General features: G+C 72.7%; 21 protein-coding genes. 7 read left to right on the forward strand and 14 right to left on the reverse strand.

All coding sequences use genetic code 11. The annotated features are described in order from the left end of the window. Positions 1-4 precede the first annotated feature (4 nt). Positions 5-334 carry a hypothetical protein gene (locus MQV74_RS11835; RefSeq protein ID WP_242716691.1) on the forward strand — a complete coding sequence of 110 codons (330 nt, stop codon included), beginning with the start codon at positions 5-7 and terminating at the stop codon, positions 332-334. 142 nt (positions 335-476) lie between these two features. On the opposite strand, the gene MQV74_RS40755 is transcribed toward MQV74_RS11835, so the two are convergent. After that, positions 477-602, reverse strand: coding sequence for a hypothetical protein (locus MQV74_RS40755; protein WP_278194133.1), 126 nt, complete (start codon positions 600-602; stop codon positions 477-479). On the opposite strand from MQV74_RS40755, the gene MQV74_RS11840 reads away from it, so the two are divergent. Together MQV74_RS11840 and MQV74_RS11845 are read left to right on the forward strand one after the other, a co-directional pair. After that, on the forward strand, positions 601-780 hold the full coding sequence (locus MQV74_RS11840) for a hypothetical protein (protein ID WP_242716693.1): 180 nt from the start codon (positions 601-603) through the stop codon (positions 778-780). The genes MQV74_RS40755 and MQV74_RS11840 overlap by 2 nt on opposite strands. Positions 781-1,006: 226 nt before the next feature. Further along, positions 1,007-1,546 (forward strand): hypothetical protein, encoded by a 540-nt coding sequence (locus MQV74_RS11845; protein WP_242716695.1) that lies wholly within the window; start codon positions 1,007-1,009, stop codon positions 1,544-1,546. A 36-nt stretch (positions 1,547-1,582) separates the two neighbouring features. Here MQV74_RS11845 and MQV74_RS11850 read toward each other — a convergent pair whose 3' ends face one another. Together MQV74_RS11850 and MQV74_RS11855 are read right to left on the reverse strand one after the other, a co-directional pair. Then, positions 1,583-1,939: a chorismate mutase gene (locus MQV74_RS11850; protein WP_242716697.1), complete on the reverse strand. Its 357-nt coding sequence runs from the start codon at positions 1,937-1,939 to the stop codon at positions 1,583-1,585. Between the two features lie 11 nt (positions 1,940-1,950). Continuing rightward, positions 1,951-2,850, reverse strand: coding sequence for a helix-turn-helix domain-containing protein (locus MQV74_RS11855; protein WP_242716699.1), 900 nt, complete (start codon positions 2,848-2,850; stop codon positions 1,951-1,953). 155 nt (positions 2,851-3,005) lie between these two features. Here MQV74_RS11855 and MQV74_RS11860 point away from each other — a divergent pair, with 155 nt between their 5' ends. After that, a complete protein-coding gene (locus MQV74_RS11860) occupies positions 3,006-4,760 on the forward strand; it encodes a glycoside hydrolase family 35 protein (protein WP_242716701.1) in 1,755 nt (584 codons plus the stop codon). 58 nt (positions 4,761-4,818) lie between these two features. Here MQV74_RS11860 and MQV74_RS11865 read toward each other — a convergent pair whose 3' ends face one another. The 4 genes from MQV74_RS11865 to MQV74_RS11880 all read right to left on the reverse strand — a co-directional run bounded on the left by MQV74_RS11865 (position 4,819) and on the right by MQV74_RS11880 (position 10,970). After that, positions 4,819-7,911, reverse strand: a complete 3,093-nt coding sequence (locus MQV74_RS11865; RefSeq protein ID WP_242716703.1) for an endo-alpha-N-acetylgalactosaminidase family protein — start codon at positions 7,909-7,911, stop codon at positions 4,819-4,821. A gap of 208 nt (positions 7,912-8,119) precedes the next feature. Beyond that, positions 8,120-9,289, reverse strand: a complete 1,170-nt coding sequence (locus tag MQV74_RS11870) for a sensor histidine kinase (protein WP_242716705.1) — start codon at positions 9,287-9,289, stop codon at positions 8,120-8,122. Positions 9,290-9,296: 7 nt separating this feature from the next. After that, positions 9,297-9,944, reverse strand: coding sequence for a response regulator (locus tag MQV74_RS11875; protein WP_242716707.1), 648 nt, complete (start codon positions 9,942-9,944; stop codon positions 9,297-9,299). Positions 9,945-10,154: 210 nt separating this feature from the next. After that, positions 10,155-10,970 (reverse strand): S1 family peptidase, encoded by an 816-nt coding sequence (locus MQV74_RS11880; RefSeq protein WP_242716709.1) that lies wholly within the window; start codon positions 10,968-10,970, stop codon positions 10,155-10,157. A gap of 250 nt (positions 10,971-11,220) precedes the next feature. Here MQV74_RS11880 and MQV74_RS11885 point away from each other — a divergent pair, with 250 nt between their 5' ends. Both MQV74_RS11885 and MQV74_RS11890 read left to right on the forward strand, forming a co-directional pair. After that, the gene (locus MQV74_RS11885) at positions 11,221-12,117 is read left to right on the forward strand and encodes a hypothetical protein (RefSeq protein WP_242716716.1); all 897 of its coding nucleotides are present in this window, start codon (positions 11,221-11,223) and stop codon (positions 12,115-12,117) included. A gap of 142 nt (positions 12,118-12,259) precedes the next feature. Then, positions 12,260-13,183: a tyrosine-protein phosphatase gene (locus tag MQV74_RS11890; protein WP_242716718.1), complete on the forward strand. Its 924-nt coding sequence runs from the start codon at positions 12,260-12,262 to the stop codon at positions 13,181-13,183. A gap of 25 nt (positions 13,184-13,208) precedes the next feature. Here MQV74_RS11890 and MQV74_RS11895 read toward each other — a convergent pair whose 3' ends face one another. The 4 genes from MQV74_RS11895 to MQV74_RS11910 all read right to left on the reverse strand — a co-directional run bounded on the left by MQV74_RS11895 (position 13,209) and on the right by MQV74_RS11910 (position 16,251). Continuing rightward, on the reverse strand, positions 13,209-13,970 hold the full coding sequence (locus MQV74_RS11895) for a VWA domain-containing protein (RefSeq protein WP_242716720.1): 762 nt from the start codon (positions 13,968-13,970) through the stop codon (positions 13,209-13,211). Further along, entirely contained in the window at positions 13,967-14,848 is an 882-nt protein-coding gene (gene hsaD, locus MQV74_RS11900) for a 4,5:9,10-diseco-3-hydroxy-5,9,17-trioxoandrosta-1(10),2-diene-4-oate hydrolase (protein WP_242716722.1), read from the reverse strand. Before hsaD ends, MQV74_RS11895 begins: the two co-directional genes overlap by 4 nt. A gap of 71 nt (positions 14,849-14,919) precedes the next feature. Continuing rightward, positions 14,920-16,020 carry a hypothetical protein gene (locus MQV74_RS11905; protein ID WP_242716724.1) on the reverse strand — a complete coding sequence of 367 codons (1,101 nt, stop codon included), beginning with the start codon at positions 16,018-16,020 and terminating at the stop codon, positions 14,920-14,922. 12 nt (positions 16,021-16,032) lie between these two features. Further along, positions 16,033-16,251 carry a hypothetical protein gene (locus MQV74_RS11910; RefSeq protein ID WP_242716726.1) on the reverse strand — a complete coding sequence of 73 codons (219 nt, stop codon included), beginning with the start codon at positions 16,249-16,251 and terminating at the stop codon, positions 16,033-16,035. A gap of 124 nt (positions 16,252-16,375) precedes the next feature. Here MQV74_RS11910 and MQV74_RS11915 point away from each other — a divergent pair, with 124 nt between their 5' ends. Further along, positions 16,376-17,257 carry a chitosanase gene (locus tag MQV74_RS11915; RefSeq protein ID WP_242716728.1) on the forward strand — a complete coding sequence of 294 codons (882 nt, stop codon included), beginning with the start codon at positions 16,376-16,378 and terminating at the stop codon, positions 17,255-17,257. A gap of 179 nt (positions 17,258-17,436) precedes the next feature. Here MQV74_RS11915 and MQV74_RS11920 read toward each other — a convergent pair whose 3' ends face one another. From MQV74_RS11920 to MQV74_RS11930, 3 genes are read right to left on the reverse strand one after another with little or no spacing between them, the layout of a single operon-like run. After that, positions 17,437-18,270 carry a carbohydrate ABC transporter permease gene (locus tag MQV74_RS11920; RefSeq protein ID WP_242716730.1) on the reverse strand — a complete coding sequence of 278 codons (834 nt, stop codon included), beginning with the start codon at positions 18,268-18,270 and terminating at the stop codon, positions 17,437-17,439. After that, a complete protein-coding gene (locus MQV74_RS11925) occupies positions 18,267-19,259 on the reverse strand; it encodes a carbohydrate ABC transporter permease (RefSeq protein ID WP_242716732.1) in 993 nt (330 codons plus the stop codon). The genes MQV74_RS11920 and MQV74_RS11925 overlap by 4 nt, the downstream gene beginning before the upstream one ends. 19 nt (positions 19,260-19,278) lie before the next feature. Further along, a complete protein-coding gene (locus MQV74_RS11930) occupies positions 19,279-20,580 on the reverse strand; it encodes a sugar ABC transporter substrate-binding protein (RefSeq protein ID WP_242716734.1) in 1,302 nt (433 codons plus the stop codon). Between the last annotated feature and the right edge of the window lie 557 nt (positions 20,581-21,137).

The raw sequence follows: 21,137 nt of genomic DNA on the forward strand, positions 1-21,137 counted from the left end.
TGCTATGGCCAGTGACTGGGAAGTCGACGTACAACTGCTGATGGACGTTGCCGACGGTGAGTGGGAGCGGCTGCAGCAGGGGATGGTCGACTCGATGGCGGCGGAACCGCAGTACGAAATCGTACCGACTGCCACGTCCAACGGCCCGACCGGCGCCTTCTTCTCCGTCGGCGCCACTGTGCAGGTGTCGGCCGACACGCCCGGCAAGGCGGCGGACATCGCCGTGGCCGTGACACGCAAAGCCCTCCGGTTGGCTGGAGCGGCCACGGACCGTGGTGTGACGGAAGTCAACATCCGCCAGGGCGACGTGGACCCCCGCCTTCTGGGCCGGTAGGGGGCGCCGGTGACGCTCGTAGCGAGGGCTGAGTCTGCGGTAACCCCGAAGGAGGGATCGGACTGGGTGTGCAGACAGAGGAGGCCCCGTCGCGCCTGAGTGGCGCGGCGGGGCCGGTGTCGGGCGCGGCCCGGCGGGGCGGTCAGTGGTCGTAGTAGTCGGTGGGGTCGGTGGGGTCGTCGACGACGGCGTAGTGGGCATCGTTGCTGGAGGGCTCCCAGGTGTCGTCGGGGTCCCAGCCGGGGAGCGGGGGCCTGCGCGAGCACATGGAAGACGAGCGCGAGGCGATCGTCGTGAACGACCGCGCGGGCGGCATCCACTGCGTGGTGCGCGCGGACCTGATCAAGCGGCACGCGGGCGAGGTCATCACGGGCTCGCAGTCCGAGCGGTCGCCGGACTGGATGAGAACCCCAGCACGGTACGTCGTGCACCTCATGGCGAGCTGACGGCGGCGCGGGCGGAGGGTCTCATGGCCTACGCGGAGAAGGTCTACAAGGTCCGCAACGGACAGAAGACGAAGCAGTACACGTGACGGGCCCGGTACAAGGCGCCGGAAGGGCACGTACCAGCATGGCCGTCAGAGCCCGGGTCCCGACGAAACGAATCGCCGAGGAATGGGGCGAGGCTCAAGAGGCTGCGATCCGGGAGGGCCGGTGGGTCGACCCTGAGCTGATGCGCAAGCAGTTCGGGGTGTGGGCCCGGGAGTGGATGGCCGTCCAGAAGCCACGCGGCCGAACTACGACGAACCGGCGGGAACGGCTGGAGGCTCACATCCTGCCGAAGTGGAAGCACACGCCGCTCGTCGCGTTCAACTGGTTCGATGTCGAGGCGTGGGCGCGCACTCTGGTGTGCGCACCGCGGACGACCCGCGAGAGCGTGCAGCTCATCTCCCGCATCCTCACCGGGGCCGTGGACGGGAAGCACCTCCTGGTCAACCCGCTCCACGGGAGGCGCCTCACCGGCTTGTCCGGCGCCGAGCAGGCACCGACGCCCGAGGCCGTCGCGCATGAGGGCAGCGAAGTCGAGGACGACGACAGCATCATCGCCACGCCGGAGGAAGTGCTCCTGCTGGCCCGGTTGCCCCACCCCGGCGATGCGCAAGCACCGACTCGACGGGCTGCAGCGGCTGTTCGTTCGCGCGACGGCCAACCTGGGGTGGTCGGAGATCTGGCCGGAGTCGCAGAAGACCGCCGACTGATGTTGATCTCCTAAATCTCTCCTAAACGATCTCCAGGAGATCGACGGGGATCACTCAGGGAGGCTTTCGTCGCTGGTCACGGCCCCGTCGGCGATCTGCTCATGGTGCCGGATCACCTCGGCGATGATGAAGTTGAGGAACTTCTCCGCGAAGGCCGGGTCGAGTTTGGCGTTCTCGGCCAGTTCGCGCAGGCGGGCGATCTGGCGGGACTCGCGGGCCGGGTCGGCGGGGGGCAGCTGGTGGTTGGCCTTGAGGTGGCCGACCTGCTGGGTGCACTTGAAGCGTTCGGCGAGCATGTGGACGACCGCGGCGTCGATGTTGTCGATGCTGTCGCGCAGCCGGCTCAGCTCGGCGAGCACGGCGGGGTCGGCAGGCTCGGCGTGGTCGGCGTGGTGGTTCGTGGTCATGGCATGGGAGCCTACGTTGCCGCGCCGGGGCCGCCGGAGGTGAGCATGGGCGGGTCGTCCGGGTCGGGGACCTGCCGTGACCAGCCGCCGGGCACGGTGCGGCCCTGCTGGGCGCGGAAGCGCACCGGGGCCGTGCCGACGCGGCGGGTGAAGAGCCGGGAGAAGTAGGCGGGGTCGTCGTAGCCGACGCGGCGGGCGACGGCGGCGACGGGCAGTTCGGTGGCGGCGAGGAGTTCCTTGGCGCGGCCGAGGCGGATGCCGAGGAGGTAGTCCTTGGGGCTGCAGCCGGCGCCGCGGCGTACGGCGGTGCGCAGCTCGGCGGGGGTCATGCCGTGCCGGGCGGCGTGTTCGGCGATGGACAGGGGCTGGAAGGCGTCGCGGGCCAGGGCCTGCAGGACGGGGTCGCCGTCGGGGGCGAGGTCGGCGCGGGCGCGGCGCAGGGCGACGAGGAGTTCGTGGACGGCGGCGGCGGTCTCGACCTCCAGGAGCGGGTTGCCGCGGCGGGCGGCGCGGGCGACGCGGGCGACGACGGCGCGGGCGGCCGCAGGGTCGGCCAGGGCGACGACGGGCCGCTGGGGTTCGATGTAGCCGAGTTCGGTGTAGGTGGCGGTGGCGGGCCCGGTGAAGTCGACGAAGCACTCGTCCCAGCCGGTGTGCGGGTCGGCGCCGTAGTGGTGGGGCACGCCGGGCACGAGCCAGATCAGGGCGGGTGCGGTGACGGGGGTGCGGCGGCCGTCGGGGGTGGCGAACCAGCCGCTGCCCGCGCTGACGACGAGGGCGACGTGGTGGTCGAGGGTGCGCGGGCCGACGGTGGGCAGGGTGCCGTGCTGGAGGCCGACGCCGAGGCACACCAGGCCGAGGCGGTGGTGGACGGGGCTCGGGGTGAAGTACCGCATCCAGGTGTGGTACATCCCTGCCGCCCTCCCGGTCCGTCGTGTCCGGCCGCGTCCGCAAGGGTCCGTTCGCGTCCGGGCGCCTAGTCCAATCGGGCTCGATCTTTGTCCATGGACCGGGCCGCCCGCCAGAGGCAATCGTGGCGGCTGTCGGCGGATCGGGAGGGGACAGGGTGAACGGGTTCAGGGTGGGCGAGGACGGCTTCGAGGTGGACGGGCGGCCGGTGCGGCTGCTGTCCGGGGCGCTGCACTACTTCCGGGTGCACGAGGCGCAGTGGGGGCACCGGCTCGCGATGCTGCGGGCGATGGGCCTCAACTGCGTGGAGACGTACGTGCCGTGGAACGTGCACGAGCCGCGTCCGGGGGAGTTCGACGACGTGGAGGCGCTCGGCCGGTTCCTGGACGCGGCGCAGCGCGAGGGGCTGTGGGCGATCGTGCGGCCGGGCCCGTACATCTGTGCCGAGTGGGACAACGGGGGGCTTCCGGCGTGGCTGACCGGGGAGCTGGGGGCGCGGGTGCGCACGCGGGACGCGCGCTATCTGGAGCGGGTGGAGCGCTGGTTCGCGCGGCTGCTTCCGCAGGTCGTGGCGCGTCAGCACGACCGGGGCGGCCCGGTGGTCCTGGTGCAGGTCGAGAACGAGTACGGCAGCTACGGCTCGGACGGGGTGTATTTGCGCGCGCTGGCGGAGCTGCTGCGCGGCCTGGGGGTCACGGCGGATCTGTGCACGTCCGACGGGCCGGAGGACCACATGCTGACGGGCGGGAGCGTGCCCGGTGTCCTGGCGACGGTGAACTTCGGGTCGGGGGCGCGGGAGGGCTTCGACGTGCTGCGGCGGCACCGACCTGTGGGGCCGCTGATGTGCATGGAGTTCTGGTGCGGCTGGTTCGACCACTGGGGTGCGGAGCACATCGTGCGCGAGCCGGGGGACGCGGCCGGGGCGCTGCGGGAGATCCTGGAGTGCGGGGCGTCGGTGAACCTGTACATGGCGCACGGCGGGACGAGTTTCGCCGGGTGGGCGGGGGCGAACCGGGACGGTGGCGCGCTGCACGACGGGGTCCTGCAGCCGGACGTGACGTCCTACGACTACGACGCGCCGGTCGACGAGCGCGGGCGGCCCACGGAGAAGTTCTGGCTGTTCCGCGAGGTCCTCGCCGCGTACGCGGAGGAGCCGCTGCCCGAGCCGCCGTCCGCTCCCGCGGCGCTGGGCGCGCCCGTCGTGGCGCGGCTCGACGCGTGGGCTCCGCTGGACGCGGTGGCCGCGCGGCTCGGCGGGCCGGAGGCCGAGTACGCGGTGCCGCCGACGTTCGAGGAGCTGGGGGTCGACCGGGGGCTCGTGCGCTACTCCTTCACGCTGCCCGCGCCGCGCGGGCCGTATCCGCTGAGCGTGCCGGGTCTTCGGGACCGGGCCGTGGTGTACGTCGACGGGGTGCGGGCCGGGGTGCTGACCGAGGACTCCCCCGCCCTGCCCGCCCCGGTGCCCGGGGGTGCGCGGGTCGAGCTGTGGGTGGAGTCGCTGGGGCGGGTCAGCTACGGGCCTCGGCTCGGGGAGGCGAAGGGGCTGACGGGCGGGGTGCTGCACGAGCGGCAGTACGTGCACGGGGTGCGGGCGGTGGGGGTGCCGTTGGGGGCGTTCGAGGAGGCGCCGGCGGTGCGGGGCGTGCCCGCGGGCGGCGCCGCGCGGGGCCGCCCGGGGCTGTACCGGGGCGTCGTCGAGGTGGGCGTCCCCGGTGACGCCCGCCTCGAACTCCCCGGCTGGACGCGGGGGTTCGTGTGGGTGAACGGCTTCTGTCTCGGGCGGTACTGGGAGGTGGGGCCGCAGCGGGGGCTGTACGTGCCGGGGCCGGTGCTGCGGGAGGGGGCGAACGAGGTGTGGGTGCTGGAGGTGGAGGGGGTGGCGGGCCTTGCGGAGGTGCGGTTGTTGCGGTAGCCCCGCGTGGGGCGCCCCTGGCCCGCCCCTTCCCGATTCCTGGGACGCCCCGTGCGGGCTACGCCTCGCGGACCTCGAAGGTGTCCAGGACGAATTCCGCCTTCCCGTCGTCGCCGGTCTTGCGGAGGCCCACCCAGGCCTCGCCCTCCCCCGGCGCGGTGAACTCGTAGGAGAGGGTCGTGGGGGTGAGGGCCACCGGGAGGGGCTCGCGGGAGAGTTCGCGGGGGTCGGGGGTGTCGACGGCGGTGATCCAGGCGTACTGGCCCGCGGTCTCGTTCGCGTAGCGGAAGGACACCCGGTACCGCTTCCCGGCGACGAAGCGGACCGTGTGCGGCACGGTGCGGTAGACCAGGCCCTCGTTCTCGCCGCGGGACTTGAGGGACTGGCCGCCGTCCACGACGTCGTCGACGGCCTTGCCGTTCCAGCCGCGCTGGGTGAAGGGGGCGTGCCGTTGCGCGATGTGGGTGCGCGGGTCGGTGACTCCCCCGGCGTCGCCCTTGACGAAGGGCCCCCAGCCCTGGGGCACGTGCTCGAAGTCCTCGCGGCACAGGACGCCTCGGGGCAGGCGGGGCGCGGGCGCGGCGGGCACGACGCGGACGTTGTCGAAGCGGACGCGGGCCCGCCCGGCCGCGGCGCGCAGCGCGAGCCGTACGGGCCCGCCGCCCTCGGGCACGGTGAAGGGGGTGAACAGGCGCTGGAAGCGGGTGCCGTGCTTGCGGTCGGCGGCGACGAAGTTCGCCGCGGTGGAGGTGGCGGTCCGGTTCGCGGCGGTGACGCCGTCGGCGGTGCGGACCTCCAGGGTCGCGGTGCGCTCCTCGCCCGCCCGTTCGCCGACTTCGACCTGGACGGAGGCGACGTACGAGCCGGGGGCGAGGCGGCGCAGGCGCTGGGTGACGGAGGCGGCGGCGCCGGGGGCGATGACCAGTTCGTGGTCGCCCAGGGCGCTGCGGACGACGGTGGCGGGCCCGGTGACCTGCCAGGCGTCCAGGGTGCCCGCGTGGAAGCCGGGGTCGCGCAGGGGGGTGCCCTGGCCCCAGTCGGGGTCGGGCAGGGCGCGGGGGCGGGTGCGGTACACGACGTAGGGCTGTGCGGCGCGGGCGTCGACGGTGATCTTCCCGGCGCGGACGGGCAGGGCGCGTTCGTGGACGCGGCCCTGGTCGGTGAGGCGGTACAGGTGCACCGTGCGGGTGCCCGCCCAGCCGCTCGGCAGGGTCCATCGGCTGCTGCCGCCGCGGGGGTTGTAGTGGTAGAGCTTGGTGGGGTCGGTGGCGCGGCGGGGTTCCCAGGGCAGCAGGTAGGTGCCGTCGTCGTAGACCGGGTGGCCGTCGGTGGTGATGCGGCGGGTGCCGTCGGTGTCGGTCACTGAGGTGGCGCCAGCGCCGAAGAAGGTGATCTCGTGTGCGGTCCACGTCCTGATGGGGTGGGCCTGGAGGTATTTGGCGGGCAGCGCGTGGGTCCAGATCAGCCGGTGGAACGCGGTCCAGTCGGTCTTGCCGACCCAGCCCTCGTAGTTGCCCATGCGGGCGATGCCGAGGAGGGTGGGCCACTTGTCGGCGAAGACGTCCTTCTGGTGGTGGCGGATGAAGCGGATCAGCTGGGAGTTGATGCCGCGCGAGGTGTCGGGGCCGTAGTCGGTCTCGGTGGCCCAGTGGGACCAGACCGCGGCGCGTTCGAAGCCGTGGCCCCATTCGGTGGTGATGGTCCAGCCCTGGTCGCGCAGGGCGCGCTGGAGGCGGTCGGAGGTCCAGCCGGACTCGCGGAAGACGTCGATGTAGAGGGTGTCGAGCGCCCGGTGGGTCTCGCGGCGCAGGTCGGCGAAGCGCTTGACGATGTCGCCGGAGACGAGGTCGCGGCGCTGGTCGATGCGGTAGCTCTGGTCGAGCCAGTCCCACTGTTCGTTGCTCTTGTCGACGAGCTTCTCGGAGAAGGCGCGGGCGACGGGGTAGGACTCGGTGGCGTTGACGTGGACGCCGAAGTCGCTGTTCCACCGGGCGCCTTCGCGGACCAGGGTGTTGAGGTCGTCGAGGCCGCCGGCGCGGGTGTTGTGGTTGCCCGCGTAGTCGGGGTGCGCGGAGTCGTGGCCCTCGGACTGGTAGCCCTTGAGGAGGGTGTACTGGCGCAGGCCGTCGGTGGCCAGGTGGATGCGTTTGACCTCGTCGAGGGTGGCGAGGAACGGGTTGGTGGCCTGCGAGGCGAAGTTGAAGGGGATGTGCGGGACGACGCGCAGGTGCTGCTCGTCGGCGCCGAGGGGGTTCACCATGATGTCGCGGAAGGCGATCGCGGCGTCCTGCCAGTCGACGGTGCCGTCGCCGTTGCGGTCGCCGGTGACGACGACGGTGGCGTAGGGCAGCGGTTCGGTGGCGTCGACGGGCGCGGTGGCGGCGCGGTGGGTCCACTGGCCGGGGGTGAGGCGGGCTTCGGTGCGGCCGTCGGTGCGCAGGGTCTGGCGCCACAGTCGGCCGTTGTCCCAGCTGGTCTCGGCGGTGGGCTTGTCGTAGACGGTGTTGGTCTCGATGGCGCCGCCGAGCCGGTCGTGCGCGAGCACGGCGTAGGCGCAGCCCGTGGGTGCCTGGGCGGGGGTGTCCGCGGCGAGCCGGAGGAGGGTGTCGCCGCTCTTGGCCTTGTCGAGCTGTACGCGGGCGGCGAGGAGGGTCGCGCCGGGCTGGTCGCTGCGGACGGACAGCAGGGCGAGGCCGGGCACGCGGAGGGTGCCGACGCGCAGGGCCGCGGTGTCCCGGATGCGGGTGACGCGCCAGTGGACGTGGCGGCCTTCGACGGAGATCTCCACGTCGATGCGGGTGCCGCCGTCGAAGGTGAGGACGTAGGCGGCGCGGTCGTCGCGGGTCACCGCGGTGACCTGCGGGGTGTGTTCCTCGTCGTCGATGAGGAGCGTGGTGACGGGGTCGGGCTGTGCGTGCAGCACGGCGCCGCTCGCGCGGTCGGTGTACGACACGACGCGGGGGAAGGCGGTGGCGACGCGGACGTCGAGGGCGGCCGAGCGCAGCACCGCCTCGTCGGCGCGCGGACCGGCGGCGGGTCCGGCGGGCGCGGCGTGCGCCGTGGGCGCGCCCACGGCGGCGCCCAGTGAGGCGAGTGCTCCGGTGGCGACGACGGCTCTGCGGCTCGGCCCGGACGGCTGTGACGGCAGCATGAACGCACCCCTTGGTGGGACGGAATTCGTGACGGTCACGATGCGCCGGGGGCGCAGGGGGCGCCCATGGACAAAGGAGCGGGAGGTGTTGGACTAAGCGCGGGGCCTCGGCGTCAGCAGCGCCCCAAAGCGGAAGCGCCCCGAAGGGGCGCGGGGAACTGCGCGACCAGCCACGACGGACCCGCAGACGAAACGCTGAGCCCGTGACTCAGGCCGCCTCCCCCTGCCCGTACGGCAGTACGGCGCGAACCTCCCAGCCCCCGTCCGGGCGCGGGCCCGCGGTGAGCCGCCCCCCAAGGGCACGCACGCGCTCCGCCAGGCCGACGAGGCCGAACCCACCCCGGTCGCCGGGGCCGGGCGACGGCGCCGGAGCGCCGTCGTCAGTGACCCGGACCTCAAGGCCGCCCTCGGCCGGACGCAGCGTGACGCGGACGGCGGTGGCGTCGGCGGCGTGTTTGCGTACGTTGGTGAGCGCTTCGCGCACGATGTGGTGGGCGGTGGCCGCGAGATCGGCCGGAAGGCGTTCCTCCAGGCCGTGTTCCACCTCAACCGTCACGGGCGGCCCGCCGACGGCACCGGAGTGGGCGAGCGCGCGCAGCTCGGCGAGCCCCGGCAGGGGCGCCGTGCGCGCCTCGCCCTCGCGCAGGACGCGCACCAGGCGGCGCATCGCGCCGAGGGCCGCGTCGCCCGCGTCCGCGATGCGGGTGAAGGTGTCGGCGGTGGCGGGCACGTGGCCCGCGGTGTCCGCGGTGTAGGAGGCGGCGCGGGCCTGGACGACGATGCCGGTGACGTGGTGGGCGACGAGGTCGTGCAGCTCCCGGGCGAGGTCGAGGCGTTCGGCGGCGCGCGCGGCCTCCGTGTCGCGCACCCGCTGGGCCTCCGTGCCGCGCAGCAGCAGCGAAAAGGCGCTCACCACGGCGGCGAGGGCGGAGAACAGGAGCGTGAAGCGGCCGGGCGCGGCGTCGCGCACGGGTGCCGCCGCGCAGGCGAGCGCGAGCAGCGGCCCGAGCACGGCGGCGCGCCGGGCGGGCAGCCGCAGCAGGACGCCGGTGAGCAGCACGAGCAGGGCGACGGCCTCGCCCAGGCCCCAGACGGCGAGCGGCCGCCCGCTGACGAAGACGTACAGGGTGGCGGCCCAGGAGACCCCGGCGGCGGTCCAGGCGCGGGCGGTGAGCGAGGGGCGGGGCCGGGGCACGGCGCACAGGCAGGTGACGATGCCCGCGGTCAGCAGGGCGGCGCGCGGCTCGGTGGGGTTGCGGGTGAGGGTGAGGCTCTCGACGAGGACCAGGAGCACGAGGGCGGCGGCGAGCAGCAGCCGGGCGACGGGGCGCAGCGCGGGGTGCCGGTCGAGGGCGGGCGGTTTCAGGGCGGGGCGCACGGCGGGCTCACGGGGCCTTGGTGGCGAGTCCGCTCTCCCAGGCCCAGGCGGCGATCTCCACGCGGTTGCGGGCGGCCAGTTTGGCCTGGACGTTCGCGAGGTGGGACTTGACCGTGGACAGGGACACGTACAGTTCGGCGGCGATCTCGGCGTTGGTGCGGCCGCGGGCGAGGGCGCGGACGACGTCCCGCTCGCGCTGGGTGAGGGGTTCGGCGGGGCCGGGGGCCGCCTTGCGGGGGGCCAGTTCGCGCAGCAGGCGCACGGTGATCGCGGGTGAGACGAGGGCGTCGCCGACGGCGGCGGCCCGGACGGCCTCGACGAGCATGGCGGGGCTGGCGTTCTTCAGGAGGAACCCGCAGGCGCCGCCGTGCAGGGCGGCGTGGACGTATTCGTCGAGGTCGAAGGTGGTGACGATGACGATGCGGGGGCGGCTGCCGCGGGCGGTGAGGCGGCGGGTGGCCGCCAGGCCGTCGAGGCGGGGCATGCGGATGTCCAGGAGCAGGACGTCGGGGTCGTGCTCCTCGACGGCGTCGAGGGCGGCCTCGCCGTCGACGACGTCGGCGAGCACCTCGATGTCGGGCTGGCTCTCCAGGATCATGCGGAAGCCGGTGCGGACCATCTCCTGGTCGTCCGCGATGACCACCGTGATCGCCATGTGCCGCTGCCTCGCCGTCGCCTGTCTCGTACGCGACGAGTGTCCCATATGTGCGCACCCGGGGTCGCACTCCTGTACGGGCGGCGGTTCCCGGTGACGGCATGCGGGGACCGGAGCCCGGTGGCGGCATGCGGAGAGCCGGGCCCCACCGGGGCCCGGCTCCGTCACGCGTCGCTCACCGCGTCCGCATCGCGGCGGCGGGGCGGTGCGTCAGAGCTGGTTGGCGTACTTGGTTATGTCGGCCGCGAAGGTCGACACCTCGGTGTAGACGCCGGGGTAGGCCGGGCGGGCGCAGCCGGTGCCCCAGCTGACGATGCCGACCTGGATGTACTGGCCCGCGTCGTCCTTGCGGAACATGGGGCCGCCCGAGTCGCCCTGGCAGGTGTCCACGCCGCCGACGCCGAGCTTGCCCGCGCAGATCTCCTCGCCGGGGATGATCTCGCCGTTGTACGCGCGCGAGCAGTCCGCGTCGTTCACGAACGGCACGGTGGCCTTGAGCAGGTAGCGCTGCTGCGCACCGCCTTCGCGGGCGGCGCCCCAGCCCGCGATGGTGAAGTTGCCGTTGTTGTACTTGGTGTCCGTGGCGATCTTCAGCGTGGGCTGGTTGATCGGCTTGGCGAGCTTGATGAGCGCCCAGTCCTTGCCGCTGCCGTTGTAGCCGGGGGCCTGCAGGACCTTGGTGGACTTGACCTTGATGGCGCTGGAGCTCTGCAGGTCGACGACGCCGCCGGTGGCGGTGATGGAGGTGTTGTTGCCGGAGCCGTCGACACAGTGCGCGGCGGTGAGGACGACGTCCTGCTTCAGCAGGGAGCCGCCACAGCCCATCGACAGGCGGACCATGAACGGGAACTCACCCTGCGCGGCGCGCGTGCCGCCGACGACCTGCTGGCCGGGGGTGGGGCCGGGGTGCGGGGCCGCCTGGGCGGCGACGGGCTGCAGGCTGAATCCGGCGAGAGCGATCGACCCGAGGACGGCGGCTCTCTTGACTCCACGAAGCTTGTCGGTCTTCAACGTGATTCCCTTCATGGGAGGTGTGGGGGGTTGCGCAGCGCGACGGGCCCACGCCGCACGCGCCGGAGCACTGCGTGGCATGAGCCCGCCAAAGCGTTGTTGGATTATGAGGAGGCCCACGCACGGCCGACAAGGGGCGGTTTTCGGCCAGGCATTGAGTTTCGGGCTGCTTACGACCGCGAACAACACCCGTACAGTAGGGACGAGTTGGGATGATCCACGCGGGGTCCGGCAGCGGATCCCGCCGCGGCCCAGGGGGGACGAGGTGGCCAACGACCGGCCCGTGGAGCACGGCTACCCCCATCTGGAGACGGTTCGCTCGGCCGTCACCGCGCTGTACAAGCGGCTCTCGTACGACACCGTCCGCTCCTTCGACACCAGCGTGGCGCCCGCGGACGTGGCCTTCGGCGACGGCGACGACCTGCACCTGGGCGCGCAGCGGGTGGCTCGCGAGCTGGTGCGGCACCTGCGGCTCCCCGACGCCCGCGTGATCGTGTCGTTCCGCGAGATGGAACACGCCGCGTTCGTCGAACTGACCGCGGGGCCGGAGTACTTCATCGAGCTGAACGACCGCTTCCGGCGCCACCGCCGGGACGTCGGGGCGGCCCTCGCGCACGAGGTCATGCACGTCTACCTGCACCGCCTCGGCCTGACCTTCCCCGGCACCCGCGCCAACGAGATCCTCACGGACACCGCGACGACCTACCTCGGCGCGGGCTGGCTCCTCCTGGACGCCTACCGCGAGGACGGCGCGTCCTCGCAGAAGCTCGGCTACCTCACGCCGGAGGAGTTCGGCTACGTGCTCGCCAAGCGGGCCCTCGCGTTCGGCGAGGCGCCCGAGACGTGGTTCACCAGCCCGCAGGCGTACACCGCGTACACGCGGGGCCTGGCGCAGGCCCGCCGCGACGAGCAGCAGCCCCCGCTGACCGCGGCGGGCCGGGCGGGGCGCCGCCGCTACGCCAAGGACCGGCGCTACGCCCTCGACCACGGCTCGGGGCCCCGGACCGGAGGGTCGTACGCCTTCTCCCGGCCCGAGGCGGCGGGCCCGCTGCGGGTCTCCTTCCCCTGCCCCACGTGCCACCAGCGGATCCGCCTCCCCGCCCGCGGCAAGCTCCGCGCCCGCTGCGCCCTCTGCCACACCCTCCTGGACTGCGACACCTGAGCGCGCCGGGCCGGAGCCGCGCGAGAGCGCCGATGCAACTGACTAACCGTCAAAAACTCCGCGCGTCCGCCTTCCCCCTTCAAGACCCCCTCGCTACCGTCCGCCACGTCCGGACGACCACGGCTCGGCGGAAGGCGGACCGATGCGCGGCAGCACTCGCACCCTCACGGCGGCCACGGCCGTCGTCGTGGCACTCGGCCTCGGCGCCGCGCCCGCGGCGCCCGCGCCGGACCCCTCGCACGCGGCGCCGCGGACGGCGGCCGGACAGCTCCCGGACGTCCGGCAGATCCCGCTCCAGGGCGCCGTCAACGTCCGTGACGTGGGCGGCCACCGCACCTACGACGGCGAGCGGGTCCGCCGCGGCCTCGTCTACCGCGCCGACGCCCTCACCCGGCTCACCGACGCGGACGTCGCCGTGCTTGCCGGGCTCGGGCTGCGTACGGTGGTGGACTTCCGCGTCGCGGACGAGGTCCGCCACGACGGCCCGGACCGGCTCCCCGCCGGGCTCGCCGCCACCGCGCGGCCGGTGCCCGACAACGGCCTCTTCCGGCAGCTCATGACCGTGATCGGCTCCCGCGACCCGGTCAAGCAGGAGGAGCTGCTCGGCGGCGGCAGGGCCGAGGCCTTCATGCGGGACGTGTACCGCGCGTTCGTCACGGACGCCACGGGCCGCGCGCACTTCGCGGCCACGCTGCGCGACCTCGCGGCCGGGGGCTCCGTACCGCTGCTCTACCACTGCACGGCGGGCAAGGACCGCACCGGCTGGCTGACGTACGTCCTGCTGCGCGCGGTCGGCGTGCCCGAACGGGCGGCCACAGACGACTACTTGGCGTCCAACACCTTCCGCGCCGCGTACGACGCCGGGGTCCGCGCGTCACTCAAGCAGGCGGGCATCATGCTCAAGCCGGAGCTCCTCATCCCGCTCCAGGAGGTCCGTACGGACTACCTGGACGCGGCGCTCACCGAGGCGACCCGGCGCTACGGCGGCTTCGGCGGCTATCTGACCAAGGGCCTCGGCCTGGACCCGCGCATCCTGCTCGGCCTGCGCGAACGCCTGGTCGGCTGAGCCGCAGCGGGCCCGCGGCAGGCGGTCAGACCGCGCGCGGGGCGACGATCCCGAGCTCCCGCGCCGCCTTCAGCCACCGCGGGAACTCCCCCACCAGGCGGTCGTACAGGACGTCGTCGGGCACCGCGCGCGGCTTCGCGCCCGCGTGGAAGAACCCGGCGTTGTCGACGGCCCGCCGCTGGGGCACGGCCAGGTCGTCCAGGCGCCGCAGATAGTCGAACTGCCTGCTCCCGGGGTCGCCGAACCCGATGAACTTCCAGAACATCGGCAGCTTCGCGGCCTTGCACAGGTACCGCTCGGCGGCGGCCTTGTCGAGGGGCCCGCCGTCGGTCTGGAAGACGACGAGCGCGGGCGCGGGCGGGCCGCCGCCGGTGCTCCGCGCGTGCTCCACCGCGTCCAGGTAGTGCTCGATGACGGCGTCCATGGCCAGGTGGTAGTTGGTCCTGCCCATGTGGCCGAGGCCGCGGGCGATCTCCTCGATCCGGCCGTGGTGGCGGGCCAGTTCGACCTCGGCGACGGCGTCCACGTCCGTGGAGAAGAACACGGTCGGCACGACGCCGTCGTCGTCCAGGTGCGCGGACAGGCCAAGGACGCGGTCAGCGAGCGCCTGGACGCTGCCGTCCTTGTAGTACGGCCGCATGGAGCCGGAGTGGTCGAGCACCAGATAGACGGCGGCCCGCTCGCCCGCCAGGCCGTGCGCGCGCACGGAGGTGCCCGCCGTCTTGTAGAGGCTGACGAGGGCGGGGGCCGTCTCCTCGACCTTGCGGAGGCTGATCGCCGCGGTCACGCCGGGCCCTTGAGGAAGTCGACGGCCAGGCGCAGGAACTCCTCGGCCCGCTCGGCGAAGGCCAGGTGGCCGCAGCGCGGGAAGACGTGCAGGCGCGCGTCGGGCATGGCCTTCAGGGCGACGAACGCGCCGTCGAGCGGGTTCACGCGGTCCTCGCGCCCCCAGGTCAGGAGCGTCGGCCGGGTGACGCGGTGCGCCTCGCGCCACAGCAGCGCGCCCTCGGGCCACCGGGCGAACGCGGCGCCGACGTGCTGGGCGCCGCGCCGTGCGCCCGGGTCCAGGGCGGCGGCGTACCGCTCGTCGACGAGGTCGTCGGTGACGTACGACGGATCGTGGACGAGGGTCGCCAGGAACGCCCGCATCCCCTCGCGCGTCGGCTCGGGCGCCGCGCCGAACTCGATGAGCCGTCGTACGCCTTCGGGCGGGTCGGCGGAGAAGACGTTCAGGGAGAGGCCGCCCGGTGCCATGAGCAGCAGCCTGTCGACCTTGTCCGGGTGGTCGAGGGCCAGGCGCACGCAGGCGCCGCCGCCGAGCGAGGTGCCCGCGAAATGGGCGCGGGCGACGCCCAGTTCGTCCAGGAGCGCGGCGACGGCGGCGGCGCTGAAGGAGAAGAAGTCCCGGTCGAGCTCGGGCTTGTCGGAGGCGCCGAAGCCGGGCTGGTCGACGAGGAGCGTACGGAAGTGGCGCGCGAGGCCGGGCAGGAGGGGGCCGAAGGCCGACCAGGCGGAGGCGCCGGGGCCGCCGCCGTGCAGCATCACCAGGACGGGGGCGGCGGGGTCCTGGGGGCCTGCTTCGTGGTAGCGCAGCCGCAGGCCCTCGGCCTCGGCCACGCGCGAGGTGCCCTCACGCGTGAGGTCCGCCCCGCTCATCTCGCTCATCACGCCCCCATCCTCCCCCACCTGCCCACCCGCCCCGCACCGGGACGGGTGGCGGCGGGCCGGGAAGGCCGTCAGGGCGTGGCGTCACGGAACGACGGCAGGGCGAAGATCCTGGTCTTCGCCTCGTCCGACATCAGCTCGACCAGGGGCAGCACGAGGTCCCACAGGTCGCGCTTGTCGACCTCCCGGGCGAGCCCGTCGAGGTCCTCGTCGCCGAGGGCCCCGGCCCGCTCCGCGACGACCTGCCGCGAGGGTTCGGGCAGGACCTCCACGAGGGGCAGGAACTCGGCCCACAGGCCGGTGGACACCACGGCGGGCACGACGCCTTCGAGAACGCCCGGCTCCCGGAGCGCGGGCAGGGCCGCGACGGTGCGCCGCTCCTCGTCGGACAGCAGCGCGACCAGCGGGAGCAGCGACTCCCACAGGCCCTCGGCGGCCACGGTGGTGACGAGCGCGTCGAGGTGCTCGGCGGGCTGGGCCGCCGCGAGCGAGGCGATCCGCCCGCGCTGCTCGCCGGTGACCGTCCCGGCGACGGCGAGCGCCTCGGGCCACAGGCCGTCCGCGGCGGCGGAGGCGATGACGGCCGCGAGCCGCTCCTCGCCCATCAACTCGACGATCCGGCCCAGGCGTTCGGGTTCGTCGACGAGGAAGCCGGTGCGCAGCACGGCCGCGTCGCCGACCTGCGGCAGGATGCGGCTCAGCGCGGAGTCCCGCAGATGGCCGACGAACCGCCCCATGGTGAGGTGGTCCTCGCGCCCGGCGAGTTCGAGGGCGATGCGGACGACGAGGCCCTCGTCGAGCCGGTCGACGATGCCGCTGATGCGCCGCGGGTCGAGGTGCCCGCAGGACTCGGCCGTGAAGGCGACGGGGAGCTTGTCGATGATGTCGGCGGCGCGGGCCGCGTCGAGGCGCCCGGCGACGGCCGCGGCGAGCCGGGGCCCGAGCGCCTTCTGCGAGATGGCGGCGGCGACCCCGGCGGGCACCAGCTTGGTCGCGGAGGCGATGCGGTCGAGCATCTCCGGCGACCGGTCGAAGAGCGCGGCCACGCAGTCGGCGCGGAAGCGGCGTACGTCGTCGGCGGGCAGCTCCCCGAGGAAGGCGAGGTCGGCGGGGTCGACGTCGAGGAGGCGGGCGGTCTTCAGGGTCTCGGCCCTGGCGCGCAGCTTGTCCATGGTCCACGCCCCCTAGCGGAAGAGGATCCGGCGGACCGGGCCGCGGGCCAGGGCGGGCACGAGCTTCAGGGCCTCCTCGGCCGCCTCGCCGAGCCCGGAGGCCCGGCGTTCGCGCTCGCGGCGCAGTGCGGTGGTGAGCCGCTCGATGTGCTCGGGCGCCAACCTCCCGACGCCTTCCGGGGGTTCGGCCCCCAGCTCCGTCTTCAGCTGCTCCACTGCTCGGGTGCTCACGGGGACCTCCCACGACGCGTGGCTGCTGCGGGTTCGCGTCCCGAGCGTGGAGCGGAATTGAATAATAGTCAATAGCGGGGACGGGCCGCCGTTCTCCGGCGTCCGCACCCGTACGCTTGGCCGAATGAAACGCGCTGGTCTGCTTCTTCTCGCGGTCGTCCCCCTCGCCCTCACCGCGGTCGCGTGCTCCGAGGACACCGGGAAGGACAGGCCCGCCGCCGCGCGGCCGTACGACGAGGACGGTTCCTCGGCCGACCGGCGCACGGACGACGAGCGGCTCGCGGGCCTGCCGCCGGGGCTCGCGGCGCCCGCGAAGAAGGAGCTCGCGATGAAGCTCGTCGCGAGCGCGGAGAACTCCACGCTCGACTGGCGCGGCCAGTACGGCTACATCGAGGACATAGGCGACGGCCGCGGCTACACCGCGGGCATCATCGGCTTCTGCACCGGAACCCACGACCTCCTGGAACTCGTCGAGGACTACACGAAGGCCCGCCCGGACAACGGCCTGGCCCGTTTCCTGCCCGCCCTGCGCGCGGTCGACGGCAGCGACTCGCACGCGGGCCTGGGGCGGCCCTTCACCCGGGCGTGGGCGCGGGAGGCCCGGCAGGCCGCCTTCCGGCGGGCCCAGGACGCGGTGCGCGACCGCCTGTACTTCGACCCGGCGGTCCGCCTCGCCAAGCTCGACGGGCTCGGCACGCTCGGGCAGTTCGTGTACTACGACGCGATGGTCATGCACGGTCCCGGCACGGGCCCGAAGTCGTTCCACGGCCTACGCGATGCCGCACGCAGGAAGGCGAACACCCCCACGGACGGCGGCCCGGAGAAGACGTACCTCGACACCTTCCTCGACGTACGCCGCACCCTGATGAGGACCGAGAAGTCCCACCGCGACACCACCCGCATAGACACAGCCCAGCGCCGCTTCCTCCGCGAGGGGAACCTGGACCTGCGCACGCCGCTGACGTGGCGGGTGTACGGCGAGAGGTACCGCACGGGAGCGCCCTGAAGGGGCGCGGGCCTGTATCGATCCGCGGCTCCGCCGCGCGGGCGCGACAAGCCGCATCGAGTCCGCAGACGCCCGCCGGCACGGCGCGGCACATCCGGCGGCGCTTGGCTCGGGCCGGGCACGCCACGGGCCCGGACCCCACACGGGAATCCGGGCCCGGCACGGGCGTACGGCGCGGGTCAGCCCTTGACCGCCCCGGCCGCGAGGCCGGAGCCAAGGCGGCGGTGCACGATCACGAAGAAGATCATCACCGGCAGCGTGACCAGCGTGGAGCTGGCCATGACGGGCCCCCAGGACGTGGTGTTCTCACCGAAGAACTGGAAGATGCCCACGGCCGCCGTGTACTTGTCGCTGCCCTTCATGAAGGTGTACGCGAACACGAACTCGTTCCACGCCGTGATGAAGGCGAAGATCGAGGTGGCCACCAGGCCCGGCGCGACCAGCGGAAGCAGCACGGACCAGAACATGCGGAACCAGGACGCGCCGTCGATGTACGCCGCCTCCTCGACCTCCTTGGGCACCGCCGCGACGAAGCCGCGCAGGGTCCAGATCGCGAACGGCAGCGACAGCGCGATGTACACCACCGAGAGCCCGAGCAGCGAGTTGAGCATCTCGAAGTCCCGCATCTGGATGAACAGCGGGATGACGAGGGCCTCCAGCGGCACCATCTGCACGATCAGAACCATGATCAGCACGGAGGTGCGGAACTTGAACTTGAACCGGGCCACCGCGATCGCCGCGAACAGCGAGAGTGCGGCCGCCGCGGCGATCGTGGCGACGCCGACGATCGCCGAGTTCAGCAGGTACTGGCCGAAGTTGCCCCGGTCGAAGACGAAGTCGAAGTGGTCGAACGTCAGGCCGCTCGGCAGCAGGTCCGAGCCGCGCGTGATCGCCTTCGGGTCCAGCGCCGTGGAGACCATCCAGTAGACGGGGAACAGCGTGAAGACCAGCAGCGCGATCACCGCGACCGGCAGGCCGATGCGCGAGGCGAGCGTGGTACGGCGGACACTCACAGTTCCTCCTCCCCCTGCCGGAACAGCGTACGGATGTAGATCACGGTGATCACGAGAAGCAGCACCGTCAGCAGGACAGCGGCCGCGGCGCCCGTGCCGTAGTCGTTCTTGGCGAACGCCTCGATGTACGAGTAGACGCCGAGGTTGTAGACGTCCGGATTGGAGCCGCTGCCTCCCGGCATCAGGAAGACCTGGGTGAAGACCTTGAAGTCCCAGATGGTGGACAGGATGGTCACCACCAGGAAGACCGGCCTGATGCTCGGCACGGTGATCTTCCAGAACCGCTGCCAGGCGTTGGCGCCGTCGATCTCGCCCGCCTCGTACAGCTCCTTCGGGATGGTGAGCAGCCCGGCGAGCACGGTGATCGCGACGAACGGGAAGCCGTGGTGCACGACGTTGATCGTCGCGATCCCGTAGAACGGCAGCCGCTCGGTGAACCAGTTGGTGGTCTCCGCGTCGATCAGGCCGAGCGAGTCCGCGACCTGGCTGACCATGCCGTCCTGCGGCTGGAACAGCCAGATCCACACATACGTTCCGGTGACCGCGGGCATCGCCCACGCGGCCAGGATGGACACCGAGCAGATCAGCTTCCACGTCGGGCCGAGCCGGTTGAGCAGCAGGGCCACGAGCGTCCCGAGCGCCACGGTCAGACCGACGCAGGCGAACGCGAAGAACACCGTGTTCGGCAGGACCGTCTTCCACAGCAGGTCGCCGGTCAGCAGGTCCTTGTAGTGGTCGAACCCGATGTACGTGCCCTCGCCACCGCCGAACTTGACCTTGTAGTCCTGCAGCGACAGCTTGCCGACCTGGATCAGGGGCCACAGGAGCAGCCCCACGAGGACGATCAGCGAGGGCGTGAGCAGCAGCCAGGGCCGGGTGAGAGTAACCAGTTTCTTGCGGCGGCGCGCGGCTTCGGCGCCACCGTCGTCGGATTGCGGACGGACCGAAGGCGTGACCTCCGGCCCGTCGCTGACGAGCGTGTCTTTCACGGCGTGACTCGTCTTTCGCTTACTTGTCCTTGGCGAAGATGTCGTCCATGTCCTTCGCCGCCTTGTCCGCGGCCTCCTGGACGGACGACTTGCCCGTGAGGATCGACTGGACCATGCCGGTGATGACCTGCGAGGCCTGGATCTCTCCGTACGCCTTCGTCTTCGGAACGGTGGCGCCGGCCTCGATCATCTGCTTCGCGAACGGCTCGACCAGCGGGTCCTTCTGGGCCTCGATCTTCTTCAGCTCGGAGTTCTGACCGGGGAAGTAGTTGGTCTGCTTGGCCCACTTGGCGGCGAACTCACCGGTGGTCATCAACTTGACCAGCTCCCAGGCGAGTTCCTTCTTGTCCGTGTTGAACGCGGACAGGTACGAGCCGCCGAGGAAGGACTTGCTCATGCCGCCGTTCTGGCCGGGGATCGGCACGGCGCCGAGCTTGCCCTTGAGCTTCGGGTTCGCCTCGATGATGGCCTTCGGGGTCCAGTTGCCGCCGACCGACATGGAGATCTCGCCCTTGTTCCAGGCGTCGCCGACCTCCTTCTCCGTCCAGGTGTTGACCTTGGCCGGGGAGACCTTGTCCTTCCTCGCCAGGTCCGTGTAGTACGTGAGGCCCTTCACGGCCTCGGGCGAGTTGATCGCGGACTTCCACTTGTCGCCCTGCTGGGTGGCGAGTTCACCGCCCGCGCCCCAGACGAAGGCCGTCGCGAACATCTCAGCGCCGCCCGCCACCGGGAAGGCGATCTTGTCCGGCTCCTTCTCCTTGAGCGTCTTCGCCGTCTCCTGGAGCTCCTTCCAGGTCGTCGGCGGCTTCAGGTTGTGCTTCTCGAAGACGTCCTTGCGGTACACGATGGACCGCACACCCGCGTACCACGGCATGCCGTACTGCTTGCCGTCCAGGGTGCCCGCGTCCTTCAGGCCCTCCACCAGGTCGTTCGACAGGCCCGACTTCTTCAGGTCGTCGGAGACGTCGACGAGCGCGCCGGTCTCGGCGAACTGCGGCACCCACGTCGTGCCGACCTCGGCGACGTCCGGGACCTGGTCCTCGCCGCCCTCGATGGCCGTCGTGAACTTCTTCTGGGCGGTCGCCCACTGCTGGTACTCGACCTTGATCTTGGCGCCGGTCTTCTTCTCGAAGGCCGCGCCGACCTCCTTGAAGAAGGGCCGGGGGTCGGGGTTGGTCCCCTCCATGATCCAGACGGTGAGGGTCTTGCCCTTGCCGTCGGCCTTGTCGCCCTTGCCCCCGTCGCCGTCATCGCCGCACGCGGTTGCGGTCAGACCGAGCGTCAGGGCGATACAACCCGCCGCGATGACACGTCGCTTCATGCCGGCCCCCTTCAGGTTCTTGTAGTGGGAGCGATTGTGCTCACGCAGGGTGTTGGCGGTCTAGACCCTTTCGGGGAAGCGGCCGAACCGTAATCACCGTTGCGCGGTGCGCTATCGCTGTGTTCCGACGGTGTCGTACGTCGCCGCCGGGCGGCGGATCGCCTCCGCGGTCCCACCCGTTTGCCCCACATCTCCCGCCCGCCGGGCGACACCGGGCCCCTCCGGACCCGCCCCGCCCCACGCCCCCGCCGGGCCTCTGGCCTCGGACGGCGCCCCTCGGACCCGGCCACGCCGTGCCGCGCCGGGATCCTTGTCCACCCGCCCACCCCTTACGCCTCGGCCTCGCGGGGCCGGTGTCCACCGCGGGGCGCTGCGGCGGGGCCGTTGCGGGCCGGGCCGCGCGCCCTGCGCCCGGGCGGGCCGGGTGACGGGGTTACCCACCGTGGGCTCGGCGTGACGTGACCGGGTACGCGGATACGGCCCGCCCCCTCCTCACCCACGCGAAGCGGAAGCCCGACGCCGGCCACCGAGGACCACGGCGCGACGGGGACGTGCCC

The sequence above is a fragment of the Streptomyces sp. AN091965 genome, assembly GCF_022698285.1.
Taxonomy (GTDB): Bacteria; Actinomycetota; Actinomycetes; order Streptomycetales; family Streptomycetaceae; genus Streptomyces.

Excerpts from the sequence above, each read along its gene's own strand:
- MQV74_RS11865 (WP_242716703.1), bottom strand. The coding sequence starts at position 7,911 with ATGCTGCCGTCACAGCCGTCCGGGCCGAGCCGCAGAGCCGTCGTCGCC.
- MQV74_RS11880 (WP_242716709.1), bottom strand. The coding sequence starts at position 10,970 with ATGAAGGGAATCACGTTGAAGACCGACAAGCTTCGTGGAGTCAAGAGA.
- MQV74_RS11855 (WP_242716699.1), bottom strand. The coding sequence starts at position 2,850 with ATGTACCACACCTGGATGCGGTACTTCACCCCGAGCCCCGTCCACCAC.
- MQV74_RS11915 (WP_242716728.1), top strand. The coding sequence starts at position 16,376 with ATGAAACGCGCTGGTCTGCTTCTTCTCGCGGTCGTCCCCCTCGCCCTC.
- MQV74_RS40755 (WP_278194133.1), bottom strand. The coding sequence starts at position 602 with ATGTGCTCGCGCAGGCCCCCGCTCCCCGGCTGGGACCCCGACGACACC.
- MQV74_RS11850 (WP_242716697.1), bottom strand. The coding sequence starts at position 1,939 with ATGACCACGAACCACCACGCCGACCACGCCGAGCCTGCCGACCCCGCC.
- MQV74_RS11930 (WP_242716734.1), bottom strand. The coding sequence starts at position 20,580 with ATGAAGCGACGTGTCATCGCGGCGGGTTGTATCGCCCTGACGCTCGGT.
- MQV74_RS11840 (WP_242716693.1), top strand. The coding sequence starts at position 601 with ATGGAAGACGAGCGCGAGGCGATCGTCGTGAACGACCGCGCGGGCGGC.
- MQV74_RS11905 (WP_242716724.1), bottom strand. The coding sequence starts at position 16,020 with ATGGACAAGCTGCGCGCCAGGGCCGAGACCCTGAAGACCGCCCGCCTC.
- MQV74_RS11890 (WP_242716718.1), top strand. The coding sequence starts at position 12,260 with ATGCGCGGCAGCACTCGCACCCTCACGGCGGCCACGGCCGTCGTCGTG.
- hsaD (WP_242716722.1), bottom strand. The coding sequence starts at position 14,848 with ATGAGCGAGATGAGCGGGGCGGACCTCACGCGTGAGGGCACCTCGCGC.
- MQV74_RS11875 (WP_242716707.1), bottom strand. The coding sequence starts at position 9,944 with ATGGCGATCACGGTGGTCATCGCGGACGACCAGGAGATGGTCCGCACC.
- MQV74_RS11835 (WP_242716691.1), top strand. The coding sequence starts at position 5 with ATGGCCAGTGACTGGGAAGTCGACGTACAACTGCTGATGGACGTTGCC.
- MQV74_RS11845 (WP_242716695.1), top strand. The coding sequence starts at position 1,007 with ATGCGCAAGCAGTTCGGGGTGTGGGCCCGGGAGTGGATGGCCGTCCAG.